The sequence below is a fragment of the Neobacillus massiliamazoniensis genome, from assembly GCF_001048695.1.
Taxonomy (GTDB): domain Bacteria; phylum Bacillota; class Bacilli; order Bacillales; family Cytobacillaceae; genus Neobacillus; species Neobacillus massiliamazoniensis.
The window spans coordinates 368,742-389,736 of sequence record NZ_CVRB01000002.1 but is presented as its reverse complement, the minus strand read 5'-3'; the positions used below and the strand labels follow the sequence as shown (position 1 = coordinate 389,736).

General features: G+C 37.1%; 27 protein-coding genes. 20 read left to right on the top strand and 7 right to left on the bottom strand.

Features of this window, described 5'->3' with window-relative positions; all coding sequences use genetic code 11:
• Nucleotides 1-58: 58 nt before the first annotated feature.
• Complete coding sequence (locus BN1082_RS09885) at nt 59-814, bottom strand: hypothetical protein (RefSeq protein ID WP_090633840.1); 756 nt, start codon at nt 812-814, stop codon at nt 59-61.
• A 374-nt stretch (nt 815-1,188) separates the two neighbouring features.
• Here BN1082_RS09885 and BN1082_RS09880 point away from each other — a divergent pair, with 374 nt between their 5' ends.
• The 3 genes from BN1082_RS09880 (at nt 1,189) to BN1082_RS09870 (ending at nt 3,048) form a co-directional block, all read left to right on the top strand.
• The gene (locus BN1082_RS09880; RefSeq protein ID WP_090633839.1) at nt 1,189-2,007 is read left to right on the top strand and encodes a helix-turn-helix transcriptional regulator; all 819 of its coding nucleotides are present in this window, start codon (nt 1,189-1,191) and stop codon (nt 2,005-2,007) included.
• A gap of 127 nt (nt 2,008-2,134) precedes the next feature.
• Nucleotides 2,135-2,461 (top strand): YciI family protein, encoded by a 327-nt coding sequence (locus BN1082_RS09875; protein ID WP_090633837.1) that lies wholly within the window; start codon nt 2,135-2,137, stop codon nt 2,459-2,461.
• A 386-nt stretch (nt 2,462-2,847) separates the two neighbouring features.
• Nucleotides 2,848-3,048 (top strand): hypothetical protein, encoded by a 201-nt coding sequence (locus BN1082_RS09870; RefSeq protein ID WP_090633835.1) that lies wholly within the window; start codon nt 2,848-2,850, stop codon nt 3,046-3,048.
• A gap of 228 nt (nt 3,049-3,276) precedes the next feature.
• Here BN1082_RS09870 and BN1082_RS28870 read toward each other — a convergent pair whose 3' ends face one another.
• Nucleotides 3,277-3,435 carry a CPBP family glutamic-type intramembrane protease gene (locus BN1082_RS28870; protein WP_090633833.1) on the bottom strand — a complete coding sequence of 53 codons (159 nt, stop codon included), beginning with the start codon at nt 3,433-3,435 and terminating at the stop codon, nt 3,277-3,279.
• Nucleotides 3,436-3,573: 138 nt separating this feature from the next.
• Between BN1082_RS28870 and BN1082_RS09860 the strand changes: the two genes are divergently transcribed.
• From BN1082_RS09860 to BN1082_RS09850, 3 genes are all read left to right on the top strand, one after another.
• Nucleotides 3,574-4,092, top strand: a complete 519-nt coding sequence (locus BN1082_RS09860) for a YfiT family bacillithiol transferase (RefSeq protein ID WP_090633831.1) — start codon at nt 3,574-3,576, stop codon at nt 4,090-4,092.
• A 239-nt stretch (nt 4,093-4,331) separates the two neighbouring features.
• Nucleotides 4,332-4,985 (top strand): MtnX-like HAD-IB family phosphatase, encoded by a 654-nt coding sequence (locus tag BN1082_RS09855; RefSeq protein ID WP_090633829.1) that lies wholly within the window; start codon nt 4,332-4,334, stop codon nt 4,983-4,985.
• Entirely contained in the window at nt 4,982-6,034 is a 1,053-nt protein-coding gene (locus BN1082_RS09850; protein WP_090633827.1) for an iron-containing alcohol dehydrogenase family protein, read from the top strand. The genes BN1082_RS09855 and BN1082_RS09850 overlap by 4 nt, the downstream gene beginning before the upstream one ends.
• Before the next feature lie 198 nt (nt 6,035-6,232).
• On the opposite strand, the gene BN1082_RS09845 is transcribed toward BN1082_RS09850, so the two are convergent.
• The gene (locus BN1082_RS09845) at nt 6,233-6,919 is read right to left on the bottom strand and encodes a hypothetical protein (RefSeq protein ID WP_090633825.1); all 687 of its coding nucleotides are present in this window, start codon (nt 6,917-6,919) and stop codon (nt 6,233-6,235) included.
• A gap of 534 nt (nt 6,920-7,453) precedes the next feature.
• Between BN1082_RS09845 and BN1082_RS09835 the strand changes: the two genes are divergently transcribed.
• Nucleotides 7,454-7,657: a hypothetical protein gene (locus BN1082_RS09835; RefSeq protein ID WP_090633822.1), complete on the top strand. Its 204-nt coding sequence runs from the start codon at nt 7,454-7,456 to the stop codon at nt 7,655-7,657.
• Nucleotides 7,658-7,706: 49 nt separating this feature from the next.
• Here BN1082_RS09835 and BN1082_RS09830 read toward each other — a convergent pair whose 3' ends face one another.
• Complete coding sequence (locus BN1082_RS09830) at nt 7,707-7,961, bottom strand: DUF3949 domain-containing protein (protein WP_090633820.1); 255 nt, start codon at nt 7,959-7,961, stop codon at nt 7,707-7,709.
• A 166-nt stretch (nt 7,962-8,127) separates the two neighbouring features.
• Between BN1082_RS09830 and BN1082_RS09825 the strand changes: the two genes are divergently transcribed.
• On the top strand, nt 8,128-8,601 hold the full coding sequence (locus BN1082_RS09825) for a GNAT family N-acetyltransferase (RefSeq protein ID WP_090633818.1): 474 nt from the start codon (nt 8,128-8,130) through the stop codon (nt 8,599-8,601).
• A 64-nt stretch (nt 8,602-8,665) separates the two neighbouring features.
• On the opposite strand, the gene BN1082_RS09820 is transcribed toward BN1082_RS09825, so the two are convergent.
• Entirely contained in the window at nt 8,666-9,553 is an 888-nt protein-coding gene (locus tag BN1082_RS09820) for a pentapeptide repeat-containing protein (RefSeq protein WP_090633816.1), read from the bottom strand.
• A gap of 727 nt (nt 9,554-10,280) precedes the next feature.
• Here BN1082_RS09820 and BN1082_RS09815 point away from each other — a divergent pair.
• From BN1082_RS09815 to BN1082_RS09780, 8 genes are all read left to right on the top strand, one after another.
• On the top strand, nt 10,281-11,102 hold the full coding sequence (locus BN1082_RS09815) for a GNAT family N-acetyltransferase (protein ID WP_090633814.1): 822 nt from the start codon (nt 10,281-10,283) through the stop codon (nt 11,100-11,102).
• Nucleotides 11,103-11,209: 107 nt separating this feature from the next.
• Entirely contained in the window at nt 11,210-12,079 is an 870-nt protein-coding gene (locus BN1082_RS09810; protein WP_090633812.1) for an alpha/beta fold hydrolase, read from the top strand.
• A complete protein-coding gene (locus BN1082_RS09805) occupies nt 12,072-12,800 on the top strand; it encodes an HAD family hydrolase (protein ID WP_090633810.1) in 729 nt (242 codons plus the stop codon). Before BN1082_RS09810 ends, BN1082_RS09805 begins: the two co-directional genes overlap by 8 nt.
• Before the next feature lie 35 nt (nt 12,801-12,835).
• A complete protein-coding gene (locus BN1082_RS09800) occupies nt 12,836-13,375 on the top strand; it encodes a GNAT family N-acetyltransferase (protein WP_090633808.1) in 540 nt (179 codons plus the stop codon).
• Between the two features lie 57 nt (nt 13,376-13,432).
• On the top strand, nt 13,433-14,101 hold the full coding sequence (locus BN1082_RS09795) for a hypothetical protein (protein WP_090633806.1): 669 nt from the start codon (nt 13,433-13,435) through the stop codon (nt 14,099-14,101).
• Nucleotides 14,102-14,165: 64 nt separating this feature from the next.
• Nucleotides 14,166-14,492 (top strand): YnfA family protein, encoded by a 327-nt coding sequence (locus BN1082_RS09790; protein ID WP_090634926.1) that lies wholly within the window; start codon nt 14,166-14,168, stop codon nt 14,490-14,492.
• Nucleotides 14,493-14,521: 29 nt separating this feature from the next.
• A complete protein-coding gene (locus BN1082_RS09785) occupies nt 14,522-15,229 on the top strand; it encodes an MOSC domain-containing protein (RefSeq protein ID WP_090633805.1) in 708 nt (235 codons plus the stop codon).
• 28 nt (nt 15,230-15,257) lie between these two features.
• Complete coding sequence (locus tag BN1082_RS09780; RefSeq protein ID WP_090633803.1) at nt 15,258-15,755, top strand: GNAT family N-acetyltransferase; 498 nt, start codon at nt 15,258-15,260, stop codon at nt 15,753-15,755.
• A gap of 182 nt (nt 15,756-15,937) precedes the next feature.
• On the opposite strand, the gene BN1082_RS09775 is transcribed toward BN1082_RS09780, so the two are convergent.
• Nucleotides 15,938-16,192: a hypothetical protein gene (locus BN1082_RS09775; RefSeq protein WP_245640376.1), complete on the bottom strand. Its 255-nt coding sequence runs from the start codon at nt 16,190-16,192 to the stop codon at nt 15,938-15,940.
• Nucleotides 16,193-16,394: 202 nt separating this feature from the next.
• The gene (locus BN1082_RS09770; protein ID WP_090633799.1) at nt 16,395-17,012 is read right to left on the bottom strand and encodes an NUDIX hydrolase; all 618 of its coding nucleotides are present in this window, start codon (nt 17,010-17,012) and stop codon (nt 16,395-16,397) included.
• A 166-nt stretch (nt 17,013-17,178) separates the two neighbouring features.
• Between BN1082_RS09770 and BN1082_RS09765 the strand changes: the two genes are divergently transcribed.
• From BN1082_RS09765 to BN1082_RS09750, 4 genes are all read left to right on the top strand, one after another.
• Nucleotides 17,179-17,856, top strand: coding sequence for an AlkZ-related protein (locus BN1082_RS09765; RefSeq protein WP_090633796.1), 678 nt, complete (start codon nt 17,179-17,181; stop codon nt 17,854-17,856).
• Nucleotides 17,857-18,126: 270 nt separating this feature from the next.
• Nucleotides 18,127-19,368, top strand: coding sequence for an MFS transporter (locus BN1082_RS09760; protein ID WP_090633794.1), 1,242 nt, complete (start codon nt 18,127-18,129; stop codon nt 19,366-19,368).
• Nucleotides 19,369-19,379: 11 nt separating this feature from the next.
• Nucleotides 19,380-19,847, top strand: coding sequence for a hypothetical protein (locus BN1082_RS09755; RefSeq protein WP_090633793.1), 468 nt, complete (start codon nt 19,380-19,382; stop codon nt 19,845-19,847).
• 611 nt (nt 19,848-20,458) lie between these two features.
• Entirely contained in the window at nt 20,459-20,995 is a 537-nt protein-coding gene (locus BN1082_RS09750; protein ID WP_090633792.1) for a GNAT family N-acetyltransferase, read from the top strand.

Below are 20,995 nucleotides of genomic sequence, written 5' to 3'. Positions count from 1 at the left end.
GAAATGACGTATGAATTGGCATACGTCATTTTTTAATTGCTTATACAAGTAGCTAATATTAGGCTGATTGCTTTTTGTTTCTTCTTATTCGTGCTTCCTTTTTATTTGTTTTAGATTTATTTAATTTAGACATTCTAAAGAACAGGATCAATCCGGCATTAAACATTAGAGTCCATACAAGTGCGAATTGATTACCACTAAAATATATTCCTAAAATAGGTATCAACAGAAGTAGGATACTTTTCACATAATAATTTACTTTAGGATTAATGACCATCAAAACTGATATAATAACAAGCAATGAAGTTATGATGTTATTCCCTAAAAAGGAATTATTTGTATAATTTACGTAGGAGTAATATCCAAATGATCCTAAAATTGCAAATAAGGAAAGATAAAATCTCATAAATGAACTTTTATAAAAAAGAATCCAAACGGCAATAAAATTAATTCCTACACACATTCCAACTACAAATAATGTATGCGTAAAATTACTTACAGGTTCTTTCATAAAGTTCAAAATGAATTTGAAATTGTAATAAACAGCTCCTATTACTAAAATCTTAAAGACTAGTTTTACCCAGAACATTTCCACTTTCTTTATCTTTTTTGACGATTGGGATCTGGACGGCGAGTTTACTCCCGCTTCACCCTCTTCATCTGATTTTTTCTTTTTCCTGCCCAACAACCATTGTTTATATCCTCTTTCTTCTAGTTCCCTTTTTGCTTCCTGCCTAGTAGTGTAACTTCTTTCTTTATATTCTTCATTATTAACATTTTCTACTCGTTGGTCTGACTCTGAATGAAAATCCAATGAATATTCACCTCAAGTATTTTTTAATAATTATATCTTATTTCGATATAAGTAGTGATTTCTAAGCAACTTGAAATGAGTTGCTGCAGCAGCTCTTTTCTATAACGGTCAGTTTAACTGAAGAAGCGAATACATTCAAGGTTTTTGGAAGCAGTTGTACAGTAGTAAGGTGTATCTTGAAGATTTGAATTTCTTCTAAAATGAACAACACCTCACGTATAAAGGCATAAGGACAACTTTTTCTGGGATTGGTATCCTTATGGAAGGGATAATAAACATACAAGTTATGGTGAAACGTAAATATTTCTTATCCTGGGAATTGGAGTGGGGGCTTGTGCTATCATTCTGATTAAGGATTTAAGGGGGTTTTTTACTTGCAGGATATTGTGTATAAGACTTTTTCTCCTGTTCCAGCACTTCGACCGTATGTAAAAACTATTTTTGTGTTAGAAACGAAATCAGGTCTGTCCAAAACTGATTTTAGCATCACTGTCCCAAACAGCTCTATGAAGCTGGTTATTCCTTTTAAAAACAATATGAGAAGTATTATAGGAAACTGTATTAGAGAACATAAGGAGTCAACATGGTTTATTCTCGGTTTGTCTACTCATGCTACAGTGGTTGAATGTGACGCTGACTACGGAAATATATGTGTTGAATTTAAACCATTGGGTGCATATAGGTTTTTCAATGTTGCTCTAAACGAGTTAAAAAATCAAATATATACTGCCGAGGATATATTCAACAAAGAAGGAGAGAAACTTCAAGAGAAATTAAAAGAAATGATTAGCATTGATGAAAAGGTCCGTTTTGTCCAACAATTTCTATGTAGACAGATGCTTTTGCTGAACAAATCAGATCCAATAACGGAATACGCAGTTAATCAGATCACGAAGAGTAAAGGTTTAATTACGGTGTCAGAGTTAAGCGAGAAAATGGGGTATTCCAGAAGATATCTTGCGACGAAGTTTTCCGAAAATGTCGGTTTAAGCCCAAAGGAATTAACAAGCGTGATTAAATTTCAAGAAGCTTATAGAAAAATGAATCTGATGAGCTTAGAAGACAATGAACTTTACGAAATGTATTACGATCAGTCCCATTTTATCAAAGAGTTCAAGAAATTCACAGGACTTCCACCTAAAGAGTACATAATGAAAAACAACAAACTTGGGACCATCTTTTATAAAGAATGATAGTTCTCATTTTTACAATACACTTCTTCTTATGATTAGTAGGATGGATCTATACTAATTATAAGGAGTGACTGAAATTCACTACGTATGTATGAATATAATTCCAAACTGATGGAGGAGATTCCAAATGTCGAATAACGTCTCAAGCAATAATACAGGAAAAATACACTTTATGTTAAAATCCACTCCGCCGAGAACAACTTTTCATCAGGACATGACTGAAGAAGAAAGGAACATCATGCTACAACACATCGTCTATTGGACGGACAAGCAGAATCAGGGGATTGCTTTGGTTTTCGGACCAGTTCTAAATCCTAAAGCCCCACATGGACTCGCAATTATCGAAGTTGAGAGTGAAGCTCAAGTTCCAAAACTCATCGCAGAAGATCCCGCCGTTATTGCAGGAATAATGACAATGGAATCTTATCCGATGATGGCAACATTACCTAAATAACACCCTGTGATGATATTCAATACGCATCTGGTTACTGTGAGATTGTCGAGGTTGAAAAAACCAATCATTTAGTTAAACTGGTGCATTTTTCCGAATTGAAGCTTAAAGAAGCTTGACCGTCTAAGTGATGGTCTTTTTTATTGTTGTAATGAAGGGAAAGTTTACTTGTATAAGCACAACATTCTAGAAAGTGCATATTAAGGAAGAGTTCGTAGACTGTTTTTCCACAGGTCCATTATTCTTACAATCGATTCCGTAAATGAACATAAAACAATTCTAAAAGTTTTCATTTACAACAACTTAACAATTCATTTACTTTTTTCCTATTTCTTTATACCCATAATCCAAACTACAATGGAATCGAATACAAATGGGGGGAAAAAATAATGGATGAAGAAAAAGCGTATTTAGGAATTGTCATCATCATGTCCTATTTGAGGGATTATATTTTCAGCTTCACTTTAATCAGTGTATTTGCTCTTCTTCTAAACTCTCCTTATAATATGCTTGAAAATGTTATTATTTGTGCTGTGTTCTCTGTTATCCCCACATACAGAGTATTTGAAGAAATATGGAATGATGAATGACGTTTTAATTATTAGTTCCAGTAGTGTCATTTTTAGTTGTTGAAGAAGTTGAATTAAACTAAAACGACTCCAATGCCTTTGAATCTCAAGATAAATAATGAGGAAAAATCGCCAATACTGTGGCGATTTTTGCTTTTTTTAATACCATATAGCTAAGTCAAAGCATATGTCATTTCGGCTTTAAACACCTAGATGATTTGAAATAATAAAGAATTCATCATTGTGAATTCAATCTGGATAATGTATCAATAAAAACAATAATGATGTAATAACATTTGCTTTCCAAAACGACATCATTCTATTTATTTCTTTAAGGATAAGCTCCCTAAACATCATTTCTTCTGTAATTCCAATCACAAAGAACTTGTCAACATAGAAGTGCGTCATTCCTAATTTTATATATTTTTTTAAGCATGAATTTACAATTATCCTTATACTATCTTCACACTAAAAAGCAGTGATTCTGTTATAATCAAATATAGTTGGAAAATTTAGATTAAATCATTTTAGTTTGGGGGATTAAGGATGGAGGAGAAATATCCAATAGGGAAATTTCAGTTTGATGGGGAGCTTACCGACCGAGTAACGACGGATTGGATTCAAGAGGTTGAAGAATTACCTAATTTACTACGACTTTCTGTAGAAAAGCTGAATCAGGAGCAATTGGATACCCCCTATCGTTCAGGAGGCTGGACGATTCGACAAGTAGTTCATCATCTTGCTGATAGCCATATGAATGCCTATATACGTATAAAACTGGCTCTTTCGGAAGAGAATCCTACCATTAAGACATATGATGAAGAAAAGTGGGCAGAGCTACCTGACTCCAAATTACCGATTGAAGTTTCACTTTTAATGCTTGATGCATTACATCAGCGTTGGGTCACGCTTTTAAGAAGTCTAAGTCATGCTGATATGAAAAAAACGTTCTTCCATCCGGATTTGGGCGAACTTTCAGTAGGGATCAACATTGGCATATATGCTTGGCACGGCAAGCACCATCTTGCCCATATTACTTCATTGTGCAGCAGACAGGGATGGTAAGTAACCTCAATTAAATTGAAGTGGACATACTTTAGACTTGGTCGTTGCTGAATCTTTTAGGTTCACGTTTAAGCAGAAAACAGGCGGGTCATCATTTGCCTATTTTCTGCTTTTTTTTTAATTTTTGCTATTGCGTTTCCTTAACCACACCATGGCAGCCTTAAATAACAGAGAAGTGCTATTTAACACATTCTCGGGCAAAATAAAAAAGATAAATGATGGTAATGGAGGAATAGCCAGTGAAAAAATGGGCGTTTGTTTCCGATTTTGATGGAACGATTTCAAAGCAGGACTTTTACATAGTGATGATGGATAAATATTTCCCTGAAGGCAGAGAGCTTTTTAAAAAGTGGCGTGCAGGCGAGCTAAAAGATATTGATTTTTTGGCGACAGTTTTCAAATCGATTAATCAAGAGGAAGAAATATTGATTGAGGATATTTTAGCCATTCCCATCGATGAATACGTGCCGAATTTTATCAAGAAGGTCCAAAAGGCCGGAGCGGACTTCTATATTTTAAGTGCAGGTACCAACTATTATATTGAACATATATTAAAAAAATATGGAGTGGAAAACGTAAAGGTTTTTTCCAACAGAGGTGCCTTCCGTGATCGAAACGTCCATATGGACATTGATCCAAATGAGTGGCATTTCTCTGAACGCTATGGAATTGACAAAGCCAAGGTTATTCAAAAATTAAAGGAAGAATATGAAGTCGTTTATTTTTGTGGTGATAGTGAGCCAGACTCCCATCCTGCTAGATATGCGGATTTCACATTTGCAAAAAATGGTTTGCAAGATATGCTTCGTGAACAAAAAGTGCCATTTATCCCCGTTGATGATTTTAAAGAAGTGGAAACTTTCATGGTAGAAAAAGGGGTGCTTTCTGAATGATGGCACCTGTAACAAGTGTCCCGATTCCTGCCATTTTGGAGATTGGTAAAGGTTCTATTTATAATCTTGATCGATTATTGAAGCAGCATGGCTTTAGCAATGTCGTGTTTCTATTCGATGATTTTACCTATGAAACCTATCGGCAGGATATTCTTGACTCTATTTCTATAGCGACAATCAAGCCGATCTTAATGCCGCCAGATTTAGATATTCAGGACTTGATTCAAAGAGCGTTTGAAATGGAGCGTTTTGATGTGGTGATTGCCATGGGCGGTGGGACAGTTATTGATTATGGAAAATATATAGCTTTTTCACGCCGCAGTCCGTTTCTTAGCATTCCAACTGCTGCCTCCAATGATGGTTTTGCTAGCAGCAATTGCTCCCTTGTTGTGAATAAAAAGAAAACGACAGTTCCAGCTCAGGTTCCATATGGGATTATTGCTGATCTGGATATTATTCAACATGTTCCCGAGCGCTTTATCCTGGCTGGGATTGGTGATTTAATGTCTAATATCACAGCGCTTTATGATTGGGAGTTTGAGGAGAAACATGAAGCGACACGGGTGAATCATTTCGCCTATATGCTTAGCAAAAAAGCAGTAAATAGCTTTATTCGCACGCCCATGTCTAATATTAAAGACCCTATTTTATTAAAAGAACTAATCAGCTCTCTCACGCTAGGCGGAATCTCAACAGTCATTAGCGGGAACAGTTCCCCAATCAGCGGATCTGAGCATCTTATTTCCCATGCCCTTGATAAAATTGCTGTGCAACCGCAAATGCACGGAATCCAGGTAGGAATGGCAACCTATATTATGGCCAATGTGCAGGAGCATCGGGCGGAGCGGATGATGAAAATCTTTACGAGGACAGGCTTTTTTGATTATGTAAAAGGGCTTGACTTGAAAAAAGAGGAATTCCGTAAAGCTATTGAAATGGCTCCTTCAATCAAACCGAATCGATACACCTTTTTACACGATGAAGTTTATCGAAAGAAAGCACTGCAGTTTTTGGATGAAGATAAGACACTGCAAGGGATTTTACGTTAGGAAAGTGGAATCAAACTCGGCATCATGAATGGCAAAAATTCAAGTGCTATTTATAATGATGAGCGAGATAAACAAAAGAGGCTGTCCCAAAAGGTGACAAGCACCACTATATGTACAAAGTTTAACAGACCATTAATAAAAAGGAGGTGCCCTTAAAACTTTTGGGACCCCCTCCTTGTTTATCATTTTATTTACATATCAATATATTCGTAAGCTGCAAGTCCAGCTGTCTGAGATTTTAGCGCCGAGTGTAAACCCACTGATATCAACACCAAGAACATAGTTACCATATATCCTGAATCTAGCAGTATCGTTCGTGTAGTACGTAGTAGTAAGATTATAACTCTTACTTGTCTGTTGCCACCATGCAACATTTAAACCAGTTAAATATGAATCGATATTTGCAACACTACTATCCTGAAATCTTGGATGGCCATAGTACCAATACCACTGATAATCAAATGCAACATTATGCCAGCATGCTAACCCAGTCATTCCCCATCCTGAAAAGGGTGCCCACCAGGAAATAGCGTCAGAATCATAATAATTAGCTGTGACCATCGGAGTTACAGTATTCTGGTTAATAGAAAACGGAATTCCTAAATTGGGTGATTTTTCAGTACTTACTGAAATTTCTTTGCTGAAATCTTTAGGGTGGCTTTTTAAGTCCTCGACAAAGTTTTGAAATTCTTCCATGCTGTTAAAATGGAGTATTTTATCCTTTGGAATTGTTTGGATGTCAACTTGTTCAATATTATACTTTGTTTGTAAAACTTTAAATTTGGCCTGAAGGTCTTTGGAAGTTGGATTTGACGCTGCTTCTACACTAATAAATGGCAAAAACATCAGACAGAAACTAAAAACAAGAGCTAATAATTTCTTCATTAGTCAACCTCCCAAATTTTTATTCTTACAATATAAGTAGATTCATTGAATTGAGAAAAAATGCATAACATTTAATTGTGTTGTAAAATTCTAAGGGAAAGAAGGGAAGAAGTTTGGTGTTAAAAAATAAATTATTATTTTTAAGTTTATTTATTTCTGTTTTATCCATTTTTCTAAGCCCCGCGAAACAAATTAATAATCACACTTATTCGATAGGATTTCCTCTGAATTTTATATGGTTTAGAAGTTACGAGCCAATTCCTCATAACCGATTCCTTTTATTTTTTCCTAGCTATTTTGTAAAAACTGAATTTAATATTCTAGCTTTTATTTTTTGTATTTTGCTACTTTATATAATCCTAAGGATCATTATTAAATTTATAAATATCATCAAGCTAAAAGTTTAGTTTGTCCTGCGAGATAAGGGCAGGAGTGAGATCTTGCAACAGAATGCTGAAAAACGCTGTAAGTTAGATTGGAAAAACTTATAATATAGAAAGGAAGATATATACAAAAGCGTAAGGGGACGTTCTCATGAAAATCGGAATGCGAAAGCCAAGCTTAAAGAAGAGAATTTCAGCTAGAACAAGCATAAAAAGACAGGTTGTCCATCGGGCGGGACTGAAAATGCCTAGAGGTTATGGGTGGATTAGGAATCCCAAAAAGTATGCCTATAATAAAGTCTACAATCGAACCACATTTGATATTTTTAAATTGATCAAAAAGCTGTTTAAATAAATTAATCAAGATGGCATGACATCCAATCGGGTGATCATGCCATTGATTGCTATTTTTTATGCCAATGGAGGATTTTGTAAAGAATCATGGCGACAATATTGGATGGCAGATTAAGGAGACTCCCTTGTAGATTATATTGGAGCTCCTGTTCTTCAAAGGACATTTTTTCATACATTTCATTGTGGGATTGCTTTGTTTTCTTCATTCTCATCTTTGTTTCGGCAATATTCTTATACTGAAACCAAATCATAACCAAAAAGTAAGCAACTAGTACAGAAATGATGATAGTTACACCGATATCCATATTACCTCCTCCTTTTGGAATGGTTTATTAATCATACGAACAATAGATGATAATGTTTTACAATTATGTGAATTTCAGCATCTATTTTGTCAATATTATACCATGGAAAAATTTAGTTGTGGAAGAGTTAATTCAAAAATAAATTACGGTTGTGTAGGAGGTTTCAATGGAAATTCGTTCAGTAAAGAGTTCAGATTACTACACCATCTCCCCACTTATTAACGAGTGGTGGGGTGGAAGGCAAATGGCTGATAAGTTACCAAAATTATTTTTTGACCACTTTTCAGATACAAGTTTCGTTGCTGAAGAGAATGGAGAAATAATAGGTTTCCTAATTGGATTCCTATCACAAACATATTCAAACGAGGCATACATCCATTTTGTGGGTGTTCATCCCGAACATCGCGAGAAGCATGTTGGAAAAAATCTATATAACCATTTTTTCGAGATCATTAAACAATATAATCGAAAGATTGTCTGTTGTGTAACGTCCCCTGTGAACAAAGGATCAATTGCCTATCATACCAAGATGGGTTTTGTAATTGATGATGGAGATAAAAAACTAGACGATGTTTTCGCTCATACAAACTACGATGGGCCGAATCAGGACAGAGTTTTATTTGTAAAAAAGTTAATTTAATTAGATAAAGGAACTTCTTTATAAAAAAATCCAATCTCAGAGAAATTGGGATTCTTTTAAGTTATTAAATTTGTTTTTTGCTCAAAGCAGACCAGTGTGTCGGACGAGAAAGTAAGTAAGGTAATTTTGTGTGTGCATCGCCCTTCGCCGAGTTAATTTGAACTTGAGTGAGAAAAATACTCTCTGTGAGATCTGCGCCTCTAAGGTCGGCATCTCGTAAATCTGCACCGATAAGGTCAGCAGCTCTCAAGTCGGCGCCGCGAAGGTTAGCAGCAATAAGGTATGCTCCTCTTAGGTTGGCGCCTCTGAGATCTGCTCCTCTACGATTGGCACCGATAAGATCAGCTCTTTGATGGTCGATTCTCTTACTTCTTTTGGAATTTTTCTGCTGGCGACATGACTCTGTCCACACTAGTTCGCTTGTCCTTAAAAGTAGTGCATTTACAGCTGCTCGGTGTGATGGAACGTCTAGTTCCATGAGTGAATTAGAACTAAGTTGAGAAAGACGTTCTGTCTCATCAAGCGCGTAGCTAAGCTCTTTGTGAATCGGACGAGACGCTTTTAAAGATAGAGCCTCAGTCAGATACCAGAGCATCTCATGTAGCTGGTGCATAATTGGGAACACATTAAACATTTCCGACGCCATTTCTGGATCTTCACGCCAGTCGACGCCTCCGAAGGTGACCTTGGAAACCTTTTGTCCTGCGCCAAAGCATTCAAAAACGGTACATCCTTTAAACCCCTGTTGTCTGAGGCTTTTATGAATGCTGCAACGAAAGTCTGATTGCAGATTAGGGCAGGGCTTGCCAGCATCTTTATCGATCGCAAAATCTGCCGAAGCTGCGAAAGGAAGTGCAACACAACACAAGCCGAAGCAGTTCTCACTGTCAGCATGCAAATTACTACGACTATTGTCACGTTTTGGATTTGGATAATCTTGGTCCTCGAACAATACGTGCTCCCCCTTTGCTTCCGAAATTCCTCTTAAAGATAGATAAGTATTTGAGATCAAAAGTTTGTTTTTTTACTAATCTATCACCGAACAATTTTTCAGTCAATTATTGGATTCTTTGGACTACCTTTATGATCATTGCACGGTACTCATGTTAAACTCCCAAAAATAGAGGGAAAGTGAAAAAACAGTAGCGTATAGAGGTCCTAAGCGACCGAAAAAAGAATGAAAACGAAAAAACGGTCGCTTATAAAGGTTCTAAGCGACCGAAAACAAAGTGAAATCGAGAAAACGGTAGCTTATAGAGGTTCTAAGCGACCGAAAACAGAATGAAAACGGAAAAACGGTAGCTTATAGAGGTTCTAAGCGACCGAAAACAAAGTGAAAACGAAAAAACGGTAGCTTATAGAGGTTCTAAGCGACCGAAAACAGAATGAAAACGGAAAAACGGTAGCTTATAGAGGTTCTAAGCGACCGAAATCAAACTGAAAACGAGAAAACGGTAGCTTATAAGGTTCTAAGTGACCGAAACCAGAATGAAAACGAAAAACGGTAGTTTAAATAGGTTCTAACCTCTTTTTGGATACCACTGTTGATATTAATTTTTTGAGTAAATAATCAACAATGATTATTAACAAAGCCTAAATGAAAAATCAAACATTCACAAGAAGGTATGTTCATCCTCTATAGAGAATTAAGTAGAAAAAAATTCCTGGAGGTATAGGGTATGTTTACGAGACTTGATCCAAATGATGCAGCAATAGGAGCAGGAACTTCTTTTTTTTCTGATGAGGTTCAATACAATCTTATTCACCTTATAAGTGAAAGCAACGATTCTTTATGTTTGAAAACTTTTGATGGAAAAATGATTTTTGCCCAAACACCTGGACACAATGGATGGCTATGGATTTCAAGAGAAGTGGCAAAAGTGGAACGAAAATCGATGATCGAAGAATTAGCTATCCATTTAAAAGGAGTTTCATTACCAGGAATTTCGAGTGAACCTGAGATTACAGCAATGTTTGCAGAAGTTTTTTCAAATAGAAATGGCATTCCCTTCTATTCAGATATGACGTTAGAGGCTTACCATTGTCCGAAAGTGATCAAACCAGTAAATGTAACTGGCAAACTCCAAAAAGCAACCCAGCAAAACGTAGTGGTTATTGCTGAATACTTGGCAGGCTTCTTAAATGATGCATTAGGTACCAAAGTGGAGCCGAATACCCAGTTAGATAAGGCGAAAACAATGGTAGATGCAGGTGGTTTGTATCATTGGATGGTGGATGATCAGCCAGTCTCGATGGCGAATATCTCTCACCGCTCGCCAAGACATGCACGGATTAATACCGTTTATACTCCGGACGAACATCGTAAAAAGGGCTATGCAAGTGCGCTCGTTGCTGAGCTATGCTGCATCATAGAAACTGAAAAACTAGTGCCGATGCTCTATGCTGATATTAAAAATCCCACATCCAATAAGGTGTATCAAAATATTGGTTTTTTGAAAAAAGGAAAAATTGCTGAAATCAAATTTTCTACGTCATCGTAGAAAAGTCGCAGGTGGTTAGATAGCTATCCGGCAGTAATGTATCACCACACCCAAGAAAAACAAGAGGTATGGATGCATGGAATTAAATGATGAAAAGGAGAGCTGTTATGACCGGCTGGAATAAAAATTTAATACACACTTCTCGTGGGAATTTTGAAGTATTTATAAAAGGTGAAGGCGCGCCTCTTTGTATAACACACAATTACTCTGAATTTAATGAGACAGGCGATTATTTTGCAGAGACGTTTATAAACACTAACAAAGTATATTTAGTAAACCTAAGAGAAGCTGGAAATTCAGAAAAGGCTTCAGATCCTTATCAACTAAGTATGCTGGAAACAGTATTTGACTTAGAGGCGATCAGAGAAGCATTAGGTTTTGAAAAGTGGGGATTTGCGGGTCATTCAACCGGTGGAATGATCGGAATTATTTATGGGATTTATTGTTCTAATAGTTTGCTATTTAATGTGATCGTAGGAGCAGCCGCAAGAGAGTATATGACTTTTTCCCCTGATTGTATTTATCATCCAGAACATCCCCAATTTGGGAAAATGCAAGAGTTAATTGAAGCACTAAAACGGTCTGATTTATCCAAAGAAAAAAGAAAAGAACTTTCGATTGAAAGGACAAAACTATCTTTATTTAATCCTGAAAGGTATCAAGAACTATTTGTATTAAATGTTAGCAAGAAAATGTCAGCATCCAGAATGAACTATTTTAGTAGGGAAATACAGCTATTTGATGTAACAAAAAAACTAAAGCTTATAACAACACCAACTTTAATCATATGTGGAAAATATGATGTCCAATGTCCATTGACATATTCATTAGAAATGAATGAGCTCATATCAATTTCTAGACTTATTATTTTTTATAAAAGTAATCATTACCCGTTTTTGGAGGAATCTGACTTGTTTAAGAAGGAATTTAATCGATTTCTTGATGATTTTAAGGAAGAGAACGTGCAGAATGATTAAGGCTGTCCTATTTGATCTAGATGGAACATTGTTAAATCGAGATGAATCGGTTAAAAAATTTATTGAGAATCAATACGTCCGACTGAAAACTTGGTTAGGGCATATCCCAAAAGAGATTTACATAGCAAGATTCATAGAGCTAGATAACCGTGGCTATGTTTGGAAGGATAAAGTGTATCAACAATTAGTAGATGAATTTGAAATTGCGGGGACTACCTGGGAAGGTTTACTACAATATTACATAAGTCAATTTCAGAAAAACTGTGTTCCTTTTCCGAATCTTCATAGCATGTTGGAAGAATTGAAAAGGGACAATCTTAAGCTTGGCATGATTACAAACGGTAGAGGGCAGTTCCAAATGGATAATATAAGGGCGTTAGGAATTGAACATTATTTTGATACTATTTTAGTATCTGAATGGGAAGGATTGAAAAAGCCTGAGCCTCAAATATTTTTAAGAGCCTTGGAACAACTTCAAGTTTCACCTAAAGAAAGTATATTTGTAGGAGACCATCCAGTAAATGATGTAAAAGCTGCACAAACGGTAGAAATGAAAGGAATTTGGAAAAAAGACTCCCAGTGGAACGATGTGGAAGCAGATTTCATAATTGAGGATTTGGCACAAATTCCTTCTATCGTAAGGAAATTAAATACGATCTGTTGCCAGGAAGATAAAGAAGTCAGCATGGTAGAAGTTATAAATAGAAATTATCATTGCTGAAAAGTGAAAGCAAATAACCGATAGGAGGTATCTCAATGTTCGTGCACAAAATTGATGAGGATTTATCTTTAAAATTAATGGAATTAAAGGATGCAGATTGGATTTTTAAGTTAACAAATGAATCAAGGGAATATTTACGAGAATGGCTTCCTTGGCTGGATTTTACAATAAAACCTGAAGACACCGTGGAGTTTATAAAAATGTGTTTAAAGGGTTTTTCTGAAAATAAAAGTTTGAATACGGTTATTCTGTTTAAAGGCGAAATCGTGGGTGTAGCTGGTTTTAATAATATTAATTGGTCAAACAAAACAGCATACATAGGTTATTGGCTTGGCGAAGGGTTCCAAGGAAATGGAATTATGACCAAAGTAGCAAAGGCATTAACTGAATATGCTTTTATTGAGTTAGGACTAAATAAGGTTGAAATTAGGGCTGCTGTGGAGAACAAAAAAAGCAGGAGTATTCCTGAAAGATTAGGATTTAAAAATGAAGGATGTATCAGACAAGCGGAATGGTTATACGATCATTACGTTGACCATGTGGTTTATGGAATTTTAGCGAATGAATGGGAATAGTGATTTTGTCGGTTTGGACAAGGTCAGAGCGTGTATTAAAGAAGAGAGGTAAATCGAATGTATGAATTAATTGAAAAACAAGTGGTTAGAAATGAACATTCAACCATCCCATATACGTGGATTCGTAGTAAAAGTCCAAATAAAAGTATTTGCATCATGTTACCAGGACTAGGTTACTCAACGCAGCGGCCTCTTTTTCATTATGCAACAAGCATGTCTATAGAGGGAAATATGGATGTTCTTCATATCAATTATCATTTCAATAAAAATGAACATTTTGCAGCACTCTCAAGAGCAGAGCAAGATGCATGGATGTACGAAGATGTGAAGGTTGTAGTCGATGAAGTTCTTAAAGAATCAGAATATGAGCAACAAATTTGGTTGAGTAAATCAATCGGAACGATCCCGATGGCCTTTGAGTGGAGACAAAAAAACTTTATCCATCATTCTGTTGGAGTCTGGTTGACACCCCTTTTAAAAGATGATAATGTTTGCCATTCTATTTTAAATACAGAACTTCCTTCTCTTTGTGTGATCGGGGACCAAGATCCTCACTATATAAAGGAGCGGCTTTCTTTACTAGAGAAAAATGAACTGGTGCGCGTAGTGGTTATTCCGAATGCTGACCACTCTATGGAAATAAAAGGGGATATTGGAGCGACAATTGACTCCATGAAGGAAATAAAAGACAACATGCAGGATTTTATAGAAGACATTGGAAATTAATCCAAACGAGATTTATTTTGTGGTAACATTATTTTTATAAAACAGTATTTAAGGTGTGGTCAATATTATACAAGCATTTATTTTATTCATCCTTGCTGGAATAGCAGAAATAGGCGGAGGTTATCTTATATGGCAATCTCTTAGAGATGGAAAACCTCTTTACTGGGGACTAGCTGGCGGACTCATTCTAGCATTGTACGGTGTTATCGCTACATTTCAGTCATTTCCTTCGTTTGGCAGGGTATATGCGGCTTATGGCGGTGTCTTTATTCTTTTGTCGGTTTTGTGGGGTTGGGTAGTTGATAAGAAGACACCAGATATGTATGACTGGATTGGCGCGATCATTTGCATTATTGGTGCTTCTATCATTCTTTGGGCACCACGACATTAGAGGTCTTAAATTTTTCTGGAGGAATCATAATGCATATTTTACTTAAAAAGGTTTTTGTCGGTATGCCGAAAACGGTAGGTAACAAAGAAGCTACAAATCCAATGGAACGGGAATGGACAAGCGCCATTTTCAAAGAGCCTATTGAAGGACCTATCTGGGTCGGCAAAACAGGATTAACAGGAGACGGGCAAGCAGATCGCGAGCACCATGGTGGTCCTGAAAAAGCCGTTTTTGCTTATCCGTTTGCGAACTATACCTACTGGCAAAAGGAACTTGGATTCGATCAAATTTCATCCGGCGGAATGGGTGAGAATTTTGTCATGAATAATATTATAGAAGAAACGATTTCGATCGGGGATACCTTTCAAATTGGCGAAGCCATTGTTCAAGTTGCGCAGCCACGGCTGCCGTGCTGGAAGCCTGCTCGCCGTTTTCGGGTGAAAAACCTGGCGTTGCTATTGCAAAATACAGGGAAAACCGGCTGGTATTATCGCGTTTTACAAGAGGGTTTTGTGGAGGAAGGCCAAACCTTTACATTAGTGGAACGCCCATTTCTGCAATGGACAGTTGAAAGATGCAATCAAATCATTCATTCAAAAAATCAAGATTTTGAGGCTATGCAAGAACTTTCTGAATGCGAATTACTTGCACCGAAATTCCGAGAAACTTTGATGAAAAGATTGGAGAAAAGGGAGACTCCGGATATTCGGAATAGAGTATTTGGGCCGAATGAATGATTTTGTTGGTATTAGGGAGAGATTCTAAGTGAACATTAGGAAAAGTAGAATCGCGGATGCGGAAAACTTGGTGCGGCTTATAAAGCAGGTTGAGGAAGAGTCAGAATTCATGCTGATGGAAGCCGGCGAAAGACAAATTACCCCCGAACAACAAAGACAAAGGATAGAAACATTCGAAAAAAGTGAGAACTCCGCCATATTCGTAGCGGAAGATGGTAATCAATTGGCTGGATACTTGTTTGCGATTGGCGGCACAGCAAGAAGAGTCAAACATTCGGTCTATATTGTAATTGGAATTTTAAAAAATTTTAGAGGCCAGGGAATCGGGACAAATCTTTTTGAAAAATTATATTCGTGGGCGATTGAACATAAAATACACCGATTAGAATTAACGGTGGTAACCCGGAACGAAGCAGGCTTAGCACTGTATAAGAAAATGGGATTTGAGATTGAAGGTACAAAAAGGCATTCGCTTAGAATTGACGGGGAATTTGTTGATGAATTCTCTATGGCAAAACTCTTATAAACATAAGAAGGAAGATGCCCCATTAAAGGCGGTCATCTCCTTTAACATTGTTTTTTGATTTTAAAGTTACCTCAGCTTGACTCTGCTTACTGCTCTTTTTTATTTTTTCATTTGCCTTTTCGTATTCTTTCATAGCCATTGCCTCCTAATGATGAAAATCCAGGACTAAACGATAGCACTCATTAATCATCAAAAAATCCTAAAGCATATTTCACGCCTTCGTGAATATCATTTGTTTCATACGCTTCCATGTCTTCATGTGTAATTTTCAGTTTAACACTCTCTAATTGGTAACCACTGTCTAAATCAATATCCAAAAGAACTTCAAATCCTGCAGCATTGGCACTCGTTTCAATGATGTTAAAAGATTGAATGGAAGTGCCTGTAGAGTACTCGTTTGATTCTAAAATATCCGTCATATGAACAGATTCCTCCAATCTATCGCTTGTAAAAATGAATTAGGCGGTCTGTTCATTAGTTTGTCCCTAATAGTATTAGCTATGCTTTTTAATGAACGGTGTTTTTCTTTAAATAACTCAAATTTTTTTTAGAAGATTTTTTGATTCACTGATAAACTTACTAATTTCGTATTTAATAGATCAATTCCGCTGTTATATGAAACTCAGAAAGAATCAAGATTTAATCAAAATAAACGGATTCCTGAGGATTTTTCAAGTATTTAAAAGCCAACTCAATTTGTGATTTTGTATTTCGAGCTGTTGAGAGTGGCGGTAGTTCGTTTTCGGCAAAGAAACCAACTCCACTCGTTTCAATCCCTTCTGTTGCGTGCCCGCCTATTATTTCGCATTGGATGAGCAGCTTGTAAACGTGGTAAGGAGAAGGGGGATGGGGATGACACTTCATATCGATGACAGCCAACAGCTTGTCTGCTTTTACATCGAAACCAGATTCCTCCTTAACCTCTTTAACGGCAACTTCACTTGGGGCTAGTCCAATGTCGGCCCAGCCGCCAGGCAGCGCCCATTTCCCATCTGAATTTTCCCGAACCATTAATATTTTTCCATTTTGAAAAACAACAGCACGAACGTCCACTTTAGGCGTAGCATAACCGGTTTCGTTAGCAAATAAATCGCGGATGATTGTCTTATCCAATTCTGTATGATGGGCTAAAATATCAATACTTAGCTTTCTGATTAACTCAAATCTCTCCAAGTCATAAACATCTTTTGAATACGTTAATCCAACCTGTGCAATGGATTGCAGCTGTTTAGCCCAATCCAGCCATTTTGGTTCCAATCATAACACCCCCTGCTTGTCTAACTTTACCTAATATTACCATATATATGATTCAAGTTAATGATTTGATCCGGCAATTGCTCTAATATTGAAAAATTTTAGTTTAATATACATAGAATTCAGTTAGAATAGTAGTGAAAAAGAGATGAAAGGGAGATGGGTTGGATTGAAAGAATATCATATCAATACATATAAAGAAGCAGTTGAAGTAATTGAAGAAATAGGTTTTTTGCCGCTTGCTCCGTTAATTCCTCAATATCCTTCTCTCAACAGCATCACGCCTAAGGAGCATTGGCATACCGACACGGATTTGGATCCATGGTTATGGCGGGTAAAATTTGCGGGTGACGGTGTCGGTGCCTATGGGAAATTCGTAAAGAAGAAATCCGTTTTCATCTCGAGTGAAATACTGCCATTCGTGAACGTTGTACTAGGATCAAAGCTAACATTGGAAGAGCGGTATCATGATGGGCTTGTTTCGAGGGAAGCATTAGAGCTGTTTAAGTTGATTCACGAGGAAGAAGGTATTGATACGAGGCTTTTGAGAGCAAAAGCAGGTATGAAGGAAAAAGAAAAGAAAAAGACCTTTGATCACGCTTTATTGGAATTGCAGGGGTTGTTAGAGATTGTGGTCTCCGGTACAAAGGTGAAAACAAACGATCTAGGGGAAAAGAATGGATGGAGCAGCACTTCGTTTGAAACGATGACATATTGGACGAGCAACCATGATGTGGAGGAACTTGATATCGACATCGAAGAAGCAAAACTCAAGCTGAAAAACCATTTTGCTAATTTCTGCTCTCCAGATTCAATGAAAGCTCTGGCGAAAATATTTAAGTTTTGAGGGGAAATGGGTCTTTCCACTAAATTACATTTTTTCCTTGATTCTTAAAAATAAATAAAGTACTATTAAAATACGTTAAAACGGAAGGGTGACCAAAAAGCCAATGATCAACTAATCCTATTTTAGAAACTATTCGTATAAAAACGAACATATTTCTGGATAGGATACGTATGGGCTTTTTTACATAAAAGGTATTATGGTACATGATGTGCGGTAACCTTTTATGCTTATTTTGCCTCCTATCCAGATGAAGGATAAGGAGGTTTTTTTATGGAAAAAACTAATTCAGATATTACCATTGGGGCTTTGTTTCGTAATCGTGTGATTCAAACCATTTTGCTTTCGACTTTTTTCCTGCAAATCGGTATTTGGGTGCGTAACTACTCCATTTTATTGTTTGTCGTTGAAAAGACGAAAGAAAATCCAGTGGCAGTGTCGCTCATATCTGTTGCAGAATTTGCACCAATTTTTCTGTTTTCCTTTATTGGAGGAACTTTTGCGGACAGATGGCGGCCGAAACGGACAATGATATGGTGTGACTTCTTGAGTGCCGTTTCGATTTTTGTTGTATTGCTTTCACTTATTTTAGGAAGCTGGAAGGTAATTTTCTTCGCGACGCTTGTTTCTTCGATTCTCTCGCAGTTTTCACAGCCTTCAGGTATGAAGCTGTTTAAGCTTCATGTAAAGGAAGAGCTTATTCAGATGGGGATGTCAATTTATCAAACATTATTTGCTCTGTTTATGATTCTCGGCCCAGTCCTTGGAACATTTGTTTACCAGCACTACGGCATTGATGCTGCGATTGGAATCATGGGGGTTGCCTTTTTACTTTCCGCTGGGATTTTATTTAGACTTCCATCAGATTATGAGGAAGAGAAGAAGGAAGAAAAATCAACCATTATTCAAGAAATGAAGGCTGGCATTGGCTATGTTTGGAACAGCCGCGCATTGACGTTGCTAGGTGGCTGCTTTGCCGCAGCAGGATTGGCTTTAGGCCTGACGCAGCCGCTGGGTGTTTTTCTCGTTACAGAACAGCTTGGTCTACCGAAAGAGCAGCTGCAGTGGCTGATGGCGGCATTTGGGGCCGGAATGATTTTAGGGGGCGGTCTTACGCTTGGAGCTGCTAAAAAAATTTCGCCGCAAATCCTGCTTGCGCTGGGTATGACTGTTAGTGCGATTGGATTTTTTGTGATGGGGCTTTCTGAGCTGTTTTGGTTGACCTTAACTGCGGAATTCTTTAGCGGTCTGTTTATGCCATGCATTCAAATTGGAATCAATACTATGATTTTGAAAAACACGGAGGCTGCTTTTATCGGACGTGTTAATGGGATTTTAAATCCGTTGTTTATGGGAACCATGGTTATTACGATGACGGCAAGTGGATGGCTGAAACAAACCTTCTCATTGCTGGCTATGTATGAGGGTTCGGCGTTATTATTTATTGTAGGAGTGCTTTTCCTTGTGCCACTTTTCAAGGGAGCAACTGTAATGAATAAAAGTGAAGAGGCGTAATTTAGAAAAATATGAGAACAGTCATTTGGAATTTGAAAAAGCTTGGACGAAATGTTAGAAGGCAGGATATTTTAAAACTTTTACTTTGGTTCATAAAAATCGTATTGTTTGTTTTCGTTACAATTATGAGCAAAGCATTCTCGAATGATGTTGCCTGGTGGTTATGGATCGTTTTTGCATGCGTGTTTTTTGTGGGTATTTACCTCATAGATAGGAAAATTGATCACTTAAATAAACAATACTTTTTAACTAAATTCCCCATTTTGGATGAACTAAAGTTTAGTCAGCTAATTACGATTGAATTAAATAGTGGAAAAGTACTTGCGAAACGTGTATTCACCACAACTCTTAGTAATGAAATCTTAGTTAGTTCCGATCCGGTTTTAAATAAAGAGCCTGAAGAAATGTTAAATGGTTTTAAAAAGACCCGTTGGATTAACCTTAAAAAGGTGAAAACAATTAAGGTGGAAAGAGATTGAAATTTATTTTGGACGTATAGTAGAGCTCAACTAGGTGTACGAAATTTGATTTACTATCTGTTTTAAGTCACATAGAGTCCTGATACGGGGCTCTTTGTGATCCAATAAAGAGTGAACCTGGTCACAAAAAATCGTTTCTACGTATACGAAATTGAGGAAAAAGCAGTCACCTGTGCACGTAGACGTGTTCTACGTGCACAAAAGTGAGAAAAAAGCGTTCACCTGTGAACGTAGACGTGTTCTACGTGCACGAAAGTGAGAAAAAAGCGTTCACTTGTGAACGTAGAAGGGTTCTACGTGAACGAAAGCGAGAAAAAAGCAGTCACCTGTGAACGTAGACGTGTTCTACGTGCACGAAAATGAGAAAAAAACGGTCACATGTGAACGTAGACGGGTTCTAGGTGCACGAAAACGAGAAAAAAGCGTTCATCTGTGAAGGTAGATATGTTCCACGTTTATGAAAGCAAGAAATAATAGATGACCTGTGAATGTAAAGGGCTTCTAGTTTCCCGAAAAAATGATTTTTTCCATATTTCAGGTATGTAGAAGCCCCAAAAACGGAAAAAGAGAAAACTTGGCCAAAATGGCGGGGGAAGGAAGGGAAGAGAAGCATGATAAAAGGCGAAACTATTTTTTTAAGACCATTTACCATAGGGGATGCGGGAGCGCTGCATGAATTACAAAATGAGAACCGTGATTTTTTCGAGCAGTTTGCCGAGGAACGAAATACGGACTTTTACACGATGGAGGCCCATCTTAAGAGAATCATAAGATATGAGGAAGATAGCAAAAACGATTTGTCTTATAATTTTGGGATTTTTACAAATGACGGCGTCTTAGTTGGCAGCATTAGTCTATTTCAAGTTTTGCGCGGCTCTCTTCAAAGCGCCTTCATTGGCTATTTTTTAGACGAAAAGCATAATGGGAAAGGCTATACTACTGAGGCAGCTAAGCTGATTGTGGAGTATGCATTCAATGAATTGAAATTACATCGGATTGAAGCGGGGGTTATGCCTCATAATCTAGCATCGATTCGGGTGTTAGAGAAATCAGGCTTTCATAAAGAAGGCCTTGCATTGAAAAATGTTAAGATTAATGGAAAGTGGGAGGATCATCAAGTACTGGCTATTCTTAATCCCAATGATTAG

Bases quoted from the DNA above. Each gene is read 5' to 3' on its own strand.
- BN1082_RS09875 (WP_090633837.1), top strand. From the start codon at position 2,135: ATGTCGAATAACGTCTCAAGCAATAATACAGGAAAAATACACTTTATG.
- BN1082_RS09870 (WP_090633835.1), top strand. From the start codon at position 2,848: ATGGATGAAGAAAAAGCGTATTTAGGAATTGTCATCATCATGTCCTAT.
- BN1082_RS28870 (WP_090633833.1), bottom strand. From the start codon at position 3,435: ATGACGCACTTCTATGTTGACAAGTTCTTTGTGATTGGAATTACAGAA.
- BN1082_RS09860 (WP_090633831.1), top strand. From the start codon at position 3,574: ATGGAGGAGAAATATCCAATAGGGAAATTTCAGTTTGATGGGGAGCTT.
- BN1082_RS09850 (WP_090633827.1), top strand. From the start codon at position 4,982: ATGATGGCACCTGTAACAAGTGTCCCGATTCCTGCCATTTTGGAGATT.
- BN1082_RS09845 (WP_090633825.1), bottom strand. From the start codon at position 6,919: ATGAAGAAATTATTAGCTCTTGTTTTTAGTTTCTGTCTGATGTTTTTG.
- BN1082_RS09835 (WP_090633822.1), top strand. From the start codon at position 7,454: ATGAAAATCGGAATGCGAAAGCCAAGCTTAAAGAAGAGAATTTCAGCT.
- BN1082_RS09830 (WP_090633820.1), bottom strand. From the start codon at position 7,961: ATGGATATCGGTGTAACTATCATCATTTCTGTACTAGTTGCTTACTTT.
- BN1082_RS09825 (WP_090633818.1), top strand. From the start codon at position 8,128: ATGGAAATTCGTTCAGTAAAGAGTTCAGATTACTACACCATCTCCCCA.
- BN1082_RS09815 (WP_090633814.1), top strand. From the start codon at position 10,281: ATGTTTACGAGACTTGATCCAAATGATGCAGCAATAGGAGCAGGAACT.
- BN1082_RS09810 (WP_090633812.1), top strand. From the start codon at position 11,210: ATGACCGGCTGGAATAAAAATTTAATACACACTTCTCGTGGGAATTTT.
- BN1082_RS09805 (WP_090633810.1), top strand. From the start codon at position 12,072: ATGATTAAGGCTGTCCTATTTGATCTAGATGGAACATTGTTAAATCGA.
- BN1082_RS09800 (WP_090633808.1), top strand. From the start codon at position 12,836: ATGTTCGTGCACAAAATTGATGAGGATTTATCTTTAAAATTAATGGAA.
- BN1082_RS09795 (WP_090633806.1), top strand. From the start codon at position 13,433: ATGTATGAATTAATTGAAAAACAAGTGGTTAGAAATGAACATTCAACC.
- BN1082_RS09785 (WP_090633805.1), top strand. From the start codon at position 14,522: ATGCATATTTTACTTAAAAAGGTTTTTGTCGGTATGCCGAAAACGGTA.
- BN1082_RS09760 (WP_090633794.1), top strand. From the start codon at position 18,127: ATGGAAAAAACTAATTCAGATATTACCATTGGGGCTTTGTTTCGTAAT.
- BN1082_RS09755 (WP_090633793.1), top strand. From the start codon at position 19,380: ATGAGAACAGTCATTTGGAATTTGAAAAAGCTTGGACGAAATGTTAGA.
- BN1082_RS09750 (WP_090633792.1), top strand. From the start codon at position 20,459: ATGATAAAAGGCGAAACTATTTTTTTAAGACCATTTACCATAGGGGAT.